General features: G+C 66.5%; 10 protein-coding genes and 1 pseudogene. All 11 read left to right on the forward strand.

All coding sequences use genetic code 11. The annotated features are described in order from the left end of the window. Positions 1-711 (forward strand): Fe-S cluster assembly protein SufB (gene sufB, locus ABW137_RS12675; protein ID WP_526400377.1); only part of this gene is annotated, 711 nt, incomplete at its 5' end. Continuing rightward, a complete protein-coding gene (gene sufD / locus ABW137_RS12680; RefSeq protein WP_526400379.1) occupies positions 711-1,913 on the forward strand; it encodes a Fe-S cluster assembly protein SufD in 1,203 nt (400 codons plus the stop codon). The genes sufB and sufD, both read left to right, overlap by 1 nt. A 2-nt stretch (positions 1,914-1,915) precedes the next feature. Continuing rightward, a complete protein-coding gene (gene sufC, locus ABW137_RS12685) occupies positions 1,916-2,686 on the forward strand; it encodes a Fe-S cluster assembly ATPase SufC (protein ID WP_526400381.1) in 771 nt (256 codons plus the stop codon). 36 nt (positions 2,687-2,722) lie between these two features. Beyond that, positions 2,723-3,988, forward strand: a complete 1,266-nt coding sequence (locus ABW137_RS12690) for a cysteine desulfurase (protein ID WP_526400383.1) — start codon at positions 2,723-2,725, stop codon at positions 3,986-3,988. Between the two features lie 10 nt (positions 3,989-3,998). After that, positions 3,999-4,478 (forward strand): Fe-S cluster assembly sulfur transfer protein SufU, encoded by a 480-nt coding sequence (gene sufU, locus ABW137_RS12695; protein ID WP_526400394.1) that lies wholly within the window; start codon positions 3,999-4,001, stop codon positions 4,476-4,478. Continuing rightward, positions 4,475-4,861 (forward strand): metal-sulfur cluster assembly factor, encoded by a 387-nt coding sequence (locus tag ABW137_RS12700; RefSeq protein WP_526400385.1) that lies wholly within the window; start codon positions 4,475-4,477, stop codon positions 4,859-4,861. Before sufU ends, ABW137_RS12700 begins: the two co-directional genes overlap by 4 nt. A 4-nt stretch (positions 4,862-4,865) precedes the next feature. Beyond that, positions 4,866-5,489, forward strand: coding sequence for a hypothetical protein (locus ABW137_RS12705; RefSeq protein WP_526400387.1), 624 nt, complete (start codon positions 4,866-4,868; stop codon positions 5,487-5,489). Positions 5,490-5,658: 169 nt separating this feature from the next. Then, positions 5,659-6,765: an oxidoreductase gene (locus tag ABW137_RS12710; RefSeq protein ID WP_526400389.1), complete on the forward strand. Its 1,107-nt coding sequence runs from the start codon at positions 5,659-5,661 to the stop codon at positions 6,763-6,765. 67 nt (positions 6,766-6,832) lie between these two features. Beyond that, positions 6,833-7,198 carry a thioredoxin gene (gene trxA / locus ABW137_RS12715; protein WP_526400391.1) on the forward strand — a complete coding sequence of 122 codons (366 nt, stop codon included), beginning with the start codon at positions 6,833-6,835 and terminating at the stop codon, positions 7,196-7,198. Positions 7,199-7,256: 58 nt separating this feature from the next. Then, positions 7,257-8,078 (forward strand): annotated as a pseudogene (locus ABW137_RS12720) (enoyl-CoA hydratase); the annotation flags it as partial. 123 nt (positions 8,079-8,201) lie between these two features. Then, a partial coding sequence (locus tag ABW137_RS12725) for an ATP-binding cassette domain-containing protein (protein WP_526400393.1) occupies positions 8,202-8,401 on the forward strand: 200 nt, incomplete at its 3' end.

An 8,401-nucleotide genomic window follows, 5' to 3' on the forward strand; every position in this document is an offset into this window, starting at 1 on the left:
GGCTGCACCGCGCCGATCTACAAGAGCGACTCGCTGCACTCGGCCGTCGTCGAGATCATCGTGAAGCCGGGCGGGCGGTGCCGTTACACGACCATCCAGAACTGGTCCAACAACGTTTACAACCTGGTGACCAAGCGTGCCCGCGCCGAGGCCGGCGCCACCATGGAGTGGGTCGACGGCAACATCGGCTCGAAGGTCACGATGAAGTACCCGGCGGTCTGGATGACCGGCGAGCACGCCAAGGGCGAGGTGCTCTCGGTGGCGTTCGCGGGCGAGGGCCAGCACCAGGACACCGGTGCCAAGATGCTGCACCTGGCGCCGAACACGTCGAGCAACATCGTCTCCAAGTCGGTCGCGCGTGGCGGCGGCCGGGCGTCCTACCGCGGGTTGGTCCAGATCAACAAGGGGGCGCACGGTTCCCGGTCGAGCGTGAAGTGCGATGCGCTGCTTGTCGATTCGATCAGCCGAAGCGACACCTACCCGTATGTCGACATCCGCGAGGACGACGTCACGATGGGCCACGAGGCCACGGTGTCCAAGGTCAGCGCCGATCAGCTCTTCTACCTGATGAGCCGCGGCATGACCGAGGACGAGGCCATGGCCATGGTGGTGCGTGGCTTCGTGGAGCCGATCGCCAAGGAGCTCCCGATGGAGTACGCGCTCGAGCTGAACCGGTTGATCGAATTGCAGATGGAAGGCGCGGTCGGCTGATGGGCCAGGATCTGACATCTGCCGTAGAAGGCGGTGCCAAGCCGGGTTCGGCGCTCGACGGAGCCAACAAGGGGGAGTTGTTCACGTCGTTCGACGTCGACGCCTTCGAGGTACCCGGCGGCCGTGACGAACTATGGCGGTTCACCCCCCTCAAGAGGCTGCACGGCCTGCACGACGGCTCCGCCCCCGCGACCGGGAGCGCGGTCATCGAGGTCTCCGAGCGCCCCGGCGTGACGATCGAGACGGTGCCCCGTGGCGACGAGCGACTCGGTCAAGCTGGCGTGCCCGCCGATCGGGTTGCGGCCCAGGCATTCTCGTCGTTCACCGAAGCGACGATCGTGACCGTCGCGCGCGACGCGACACCCGATCAACCCGTCGAGATCACGCTGACCGGTCCCGGTGTCGGAGCGACGGCGTACGGCCACGTTCAGCTCCGTGTCGAGGAACTCGGCGAGGCCGTCGTGGTGCTCGACCAACGCGGCAGTGGCACCTACGCCGACAACGTCGAACTGGTCGTCGGTGACGCCGCGCGCCTTACGGTCGTGTCGATCGCGGACTGGACCGACGACGCCGTGGCCGTCAGCACGCATCACGCGTCGCTGGGCAAGGACGCAGTGCTGCGGCACGTCGCCGTCACCCTCGGTGGAGACGTGGTGCGGTTGACCGTCCGAACCCGGTTCCAGGCCCCAGGCGGAGACGCCGAGTTGCTTGGCCTCTACTTCGCCGACGACGGGCAGCACTTCGAGTCGCGATTGCTCGTCGACCACGCGCAGCCCAATTGCAAGTCGAACGTGGTGTACAAGGGTGCGCTGCAAGGGGATCCGGACTCGAAGCGTCCGGACGCCCACACGGTGTGGATCGGCGACGTGCTCATCCGCGCCGAGGCCACCGGTACCGACACCTTCGAGTTGAACCGCAACCTGGTGCTCACCGACGGTGCCCGGGCCGACTCGGTACCGAACCTCGAAATCGAGACCGGCGAGATCATCGGCGCCGGACACGCCAGTGCCACGGGACGTTTCGACGACGAGCAGCTGTTCTACCTCCGCGCCCGCGGAATCCCCGAAGACCAGGCACGCAGGTTGGTGGTGCGCGGCTTCTTCGGCGAGATCATCGCCAAGATCGCCGTCCCCGAGATCCGCGAACGCCTCACCGAAGCCATCGAACACGAATTGGCGATCACCGAATCGAGAACTGATTAACCATGACCACACTTGAAGTCAAGGATCTGCACGTCTCCGTCACTTCGAACGACGACGGAGACATCCCCATCCTCAAGGGCGTCGACCTGACCGTGAAGTCGGGCGAAACCCATGCGGTGATGGGGCCCAACGGATCCGGCAAGTCGACGCTGTCCTACGCGATCGCGGGCCATCCGAAGTACACCGTCACGTCGGGCTCGATCACCCTCGACGGCCAGGACGTCCTCGAGATGAGCGTCGACGAACGTGCCCGCGCCGGGCTGTTTCTGGCGATGCAGTACCCCATCGAGGTGCCCGGCGTCTCGATGTCGAACTTCTTGCGTACGGCAGCCACCGCGGTTCGCGGTGAGGCGCCGAAGCTTCGGCACTGGGTCAAGGAAGTCAAGACCGCGATGAGCGATCTGGACATCGACCCGGCGTTCAGTGAGCGCAGCGTCAACGAGGGTTTCTCCGGCGGAGAGAAGAAGCGCCACGAGATCCTGCAGCTCGGTCTGCTCAAGCCGAAGATCGCCATCCTCGACGAGACCGACTCCGGCCTCGACGTCGACGCGCTGCGCGTGGTCAGTGAAGGCGTCAATCGCTACAAGGAAACCGAGAACGGCGGCGTTCTGCTGATCACCCACTACACCCGCATCCTGCGCTACATCCAGCCGCAGTTCGTGCACGTGTTCTTCGGTGGTCGGATCATCCAGTCCGGCGGCCCGGAACTCGCGGACGAGCTGGAGGAGAACGGCTACGAACGCTTCACCCAGGCTGCGACCGCAGGGTCCTAGGAGCCTGATGGGCCCTGAACGCCTTAGGAGGCTCACATGACGGTCGAGGCAACTCACTCGTTGGATCTCACCGACCTGAACAGGATTCGCGCCGACTTCCCGATCCTGCAACGCGTGATGCGCGGCGGAAATCAGTTGGCGTACCTGGACTCTGGCGCCACGTCGCAAAAGCCGCTGCAGGTACTGGATGCCGAGCGCGACTTCCTCATCACCTCGAACGGTGCGGTGCACCGCGGGGCGCACCAACTGATGGAGGAGTCCACCGACGCCTACGAGCAGGGCCGCGAGGACATCGCGTCGTTCGTGGGCGCCGACGGCGACGAACTCGTCTTCACGAAGAACGCCACCGAGTCCATCAATCTGGTGTCGTACGCGTTGGGGGACAGTCGGTCCGACAACGCCGTTGGCCCCGGTGACGTCATCGTCACCACCGAGCTGGAGCACCATGCCAACCTGATTCCCTGGCAGGAATTGGCCAGGCGGACGGGTGCGACGCTGCGCTGGTATTCGGTCACGGACGACGGACGCATCGACCTCGATTCGTTGCAGCTCGACGAGCGCGTGAAGGTGGTTGCCTTCAGCCATCATTCGAACGTCACCGGTGCGGTGGCCCCGGTCGCTGACCTGGTCGCCCGCGCCAAGGCGGTCGGTGCGCTCACCGTGCTCGACGCCTGCCAGTCGGTGCCCCATCAACCGGTCGACTTTCACGCGCTCGACGTCGACTTCGCCGCGTTCTCGGGTCACAAGATGCTGGGTCCGACGGGCATCGGCGTGCTCTACGGCCGTCGTGAGTTGTTGGGCGCCATGCCGCCGTTCCTCACCGGCGGGTCGATGATCGAGACGGTGACCATGGAGGCCACCACCTACGCGCCTGCCCCGCAGCGATTCGAGGCTGGCACGCCAATGACGTCCCAGGTTGTCGGGTTGGCCGCCGCGGCAAGGTATTTGGATGCGATCGGCATGGCTGCCGTCGAAGCCCACGAGGATGAGTTGGTGGCTGCGGCCTTGGCGCGGCTGACGGCAATCGACGGCGTGCGGATCATCGGTCCGACGTCGATGGAGCACCGCGGGTCACCGGTGAGCTTCGTGGTCGACGGCATTCACGCCCACGACGTGGGGCAGGTGCTCGACGACGACGGCGTGGCGGTCCGCGTCGGCCATCATTGCGCGTGGCCACTGCATCGCCGCTTCGGCATTGCGGCCACTGCCCGGGCTTCCTTCGGCGTGTACAACACGCTGGACGAGGTGGACCGGCTGGCGGCAGGCGTGCAGCGGGCCGTCGAGTTCTTCGGACGGGAGTGAACCCGTGCGCATGGAGCAGATGTATCAGGAAGTGATCCTCGATCACTACAAGCATCCTCATCACCGCGGGTTGCGGGAGCCGTTTGGCGCCGAGGTACACCACGTCAACCCGACGTGCGGCGACGAGGTCACGCTGCGGGTGGCGCTGTCTGGCGATGGTGACACGGTCGAGGACATCTCGTACGACGGGCAGGGCTGCTCGATAAGTCAGGCCGCGACGTCGGTATTGACGGACCAGGTGATCGGCCAGAGCGTCGGAGCTGCGTTGAAGACGGTCGCGGCGTTCACCGAGATGGTGTCCTCGCGCGGCAAGGTCGACGGTGACGAGGACGTCATCGGCGACGGCATTGCCTTTGCGGGCGTGGCGAAGTATCCGGCGCGGGTGAAGTGCGCTCTGCTCGGCTGGATGGCGTTCAAGGACGCTCTGGTCAAGGCGAGCGCACAATCAGACGAAGACGTAGAGCAAGACCTACAGGAGGATGCACGATGACCGAAGCGGTGCCTGCAGGCACGAGCGACGCCGGTGTGGATCCGGTGCCCGCCCTCGACGAAGAGACGCTCGCCGATCTGGAAGAGGCCATGCGTGACGTGGTGGACCCCGAACTCGGCATCAACGTCGTAGACCTCGGCCTGGTCTACGGCCTGAACATCGAGCAGGGCGACCAGGGCAAGGTCGCGCTGATCGACATGACGCTCACGTCCGCGGCGTGCCCGCTGACAGACGTCATCGAAGATCAGTCGCGCACCGCGCTGGTTGGTGCGGGTCTCGTCAACGAGATCAAGATCAACTGGGTGTGGAATCCGCCGTGGGGCCCAGACAAGATCACCGAGGACGGCCGCGAGCAGCTCAGGGCGCTGGGTTTCACGGTCTAGCGCGATGCGCGAGGACCAATACGTCACGACGCGTCGCCAACTGCGCGGTGTCGCCGAGAGCTTCATCGCGGGCCCTCAGTTCCGATCGGCGGGCACCATCCGACTCGCGGTTCGCCCCGACGGCTTCACGGGCGTCTCGATCCCCGTCGCGGTGCATGGCACCGAGCTGGTGTGGGGTGAGGACGGCGCGCCACTGACGGGTACCGTCGGCGCGCTCGCAGCGGCCACCGGTCTCGACGTGGGGCCGCCGGACGGCGTCTACGACCTCGCCCAGCCGCTGAGCGCCGACGAGGTGTTCGACGTCGACCCCGAATGCGCCGAGCTGGTCCACCGCAGCCTCTACGCGGGTGGCTTCGCCCTGAAGAGCGCCATCCAGGACCAACATCCGGTGTTGTGGCCCGAGCACTTCGACGTCGCGGTTACCGAGGACGAGGTCAATTACGGCGTCTCACCCGGCGACGACTTCCACCCGCTTCCGTACGCCTACGTCGGCCCGTGGACGTCGCGCATCGGCCCGTTCTGGAACGCACCCTTCGGTGCATTCCTGACGTTGGATCCCGGCCACGACGTCGATGGGCTCGCCGCTGACGCCATCGCGTTCTTCGAGCGTGGACGGTCCGAGTTGTGACCATCATGACCGGGCGAGCGAAGCGACGGGGGAAATGACGGGGCGAGCGAAGCGACGGGGGAAATGACCGGGCGAGCGAAGCGACGGGGGAAATGACCGGGCGAGCGAAGCGACGGGGGGACGTGACGGTGATGGAATCGCGGGCCGACGCACGGTGTTACACCGCTCCATGAGCCTCGAGGACCGCGTAGGCGATCTGTTCACTCCACTCACCGTTCGCTCCATGACGATCCCGAATCGCTTCGCCATGGCGCCCATGACACGGCAGGCGTCCCCGGGCGGCGTCCCTGGGCCCGACGTCGCCGCGTACTACGCGCGGAGAGCGGCCGGCGGCGTGGGCCTCATCATCACGGAGGGGGTTCGACTGCCCAATCCCGAGGCGGGGTTTCCGGCGGCGATCCCCACCATCGCCGGCGACGACGTCCTGGCGGGCTGGCGTCGGGTCACCGACGGCGTGCACGCCCAGGGGGCCGTGATTGCCGCCCAGCTGTGGCACCAGGGCGTCGAACGCGGTGATGGCGACGGCGTGACGCCGGTCAGCCCGTCCGCCGTCAACGGGCTGGGGGAGCCGAGGGGTCGCGCGTTGACGGTCGGCGAGCTCGCCGACGTCGCCGAGAGCTTCGCCCTCGCCGCCCGCAACGCCCGCGATGTCGGGTTCGACGCAATCGAGATTCACGGCGCGCACGGCTACCTCCTGGACGAATTCCTCTGGTCGAAGACCAATCTGCGCACCGACGAGTACGGGGGCTCACTCGCGGGGCGCACGCGTTTCCCCGCCGAAGTGGTAGCCGCGGTTCGCGCGGCGGTGGGAGCAGACTTCCCGATCGTCTTCCGGTTCTCGCAGTGGAAGGGCACCGACTACGAGGCCACCATCGCAGCAGACCCCAGCGAGCTCCAGGAGCTGCTCGCTCCACTGGTGGACGCCGGTGTCGACGTCTTCCACCCGTCGACGCGCAGGCACTACGCGGCCGGCTTCCCGGACGTCGATTCAGTGCTGAGTCTGGCTGGCTGGACGAAGAAGGTGACCGGCGTGCCGGTGATCGCGGTGGGCTCGGTCGGCTTGGACACCGCGTTCCGCGACGAGGGTCCGCGCCAAGAGATCGCGCCTGCCCCCGCCGACAAGGTCATCGCGCAGTTCGAGGCAGGAGAGTTCGACGTCGTCGCCATCGGCAGGGCGTTGCTCGCAGATCCGACGTGGGTAACCCGTTTACGGAACGATGAGCTCGACGGGTTCGATGGGTATGAGCCGAAGGCGGCCTTGAGCTCGTTGAAGTAGTGCCGACCGAGACGTCGGCCAGACCAATAGTGGGAACAAGCAGGTAAAACATGACGTTGGGAGAGAAGTGAGTACGCAAGACATCACCACCGATAAGTTCAATGACGTCGTCACCGACAACGAGATCGTGTTGGTCGACTTCTGGGCGTCCTGGTGCGGCCCGTGCCGCGCGTTCGCGCCGACCTACGCCGCGTCGTCGGAGAACAATCCCGACGTCGTGTTCGGAAAGGTCGACACCGAAGCCGAGCAGGGCCTCGCCGCCGCCGCGGAAATTCAGGCGATCCCCACGCTGATGGCGTTCAAGAAGGGCCACATGGTGTTCCGGCATTCCGGGATGCTGCCCGCCGCCGAGCTGGAGAACGTGATCGAGAAGATCAGGGAGTTCGACGTGGACGCCGCCATCGCCGCGGGCGCGAACTCAGAGCAGGCTTAGTCGGCTAGCGGCCCCGACTCGGGGCCGTCGCCCCGCAGCGCGCGATAGCGTGCTGTCCGTGGGCACCGATTCCGATCATCCGTTGGTCCTGATCGACCGACCGCGGGATGGCGTCGCTCTGGTGACGCTGAACCGACCGGAGCGGATGAACTCGATGGCGTTCGACGTCATGGTTCCGCTCAGGAGCGCGCTCGACGAGTTGACCTACGAGAACGACGTGCGCGTCGTGGTGCTGACCGGAGCGGGTCGTGGCTTCTCGTCGGGGGCCGACCACAAGTCGGCGGGAGCGGTCCCACACGTCGCGGGTTTGACCAGGCCGACGTACGCGCTGCGGTCGATGGAGCTGCTCGATGACGTGATTCTCGCCATACGGAAGCTGCACCAGCCCGTCATCGCTGCGGTCAACGGAGCCGCGATCGGTGGCGGCCTGTGTCTGGCACTGGCATGCGACATCAGGATCGCCGCGGCGGGCGCCTACTTCCGCGCAGCGGGGATCAACAACGGCCTGACGGCCAGTGAGCTCGGCCTTTCCTACCTGTTACCCAGGGCCATCGGAACCTCACGCGCGTTCGAGGTGATGCTGACCGGGCGCGACATCGACGCCGAGGAGGCCGAGCGAATCGGGCTGGTGTCCCGAACGGTGCCCGACGACGAGCTGCTCGACACATGCTTTTCCATGGCTCAGCGGATGGCGTCGTTCTCCCGGCCTGGAATCGAGTTGACCAAGCGCACGCTCTGGAGTGGACTGGAGGCCGGTAGCCTGGAGGGCCACATGCAGGCTGAAGGCCTGGGCCAGCTCTATGTGCGTCTGCTCACCGCGAACTTCGAGGAAGCGGTTGCTGCGCGCGCGGAAAGGCGGGCCCCGGTGTTCACCGACGAGCGCTTGCGCGAGGAGCAGACGCTCACCGAGCGCTTGCGCGAGGAGCAGACGTTCACCGACGAGCGCTTGCGCGAGGAGCAAGCCGACCGACGACAACTAGACACCAACAGCTAGGAGCACCGCGTGATCACCGCAACGGACCTCGAGGTCCGCGCTGGCGCGCGCACGCTGCTGGCCATCGAGGGGGCCGCGCTCCGGATCCAACCCGGCGACCGGATCGGCCTCGTCGGCCGCAACGGCGCGGGCAAGACCACGACGATGCGCATCCTCGCCGGAGAGAGCGAACCCTACGCGGGCACCATCAGCCGCACCGGTGAGATCGG

It is taken from the genome of Mycobacterium sp. (assembly GCF_040509115.1).
Classification (GTDB): domain Bacteria; phylum Actinomycetota; class Actinomycetes; order Mycobacteriales; family Mycobacteriaceae; genus Mycobacterium.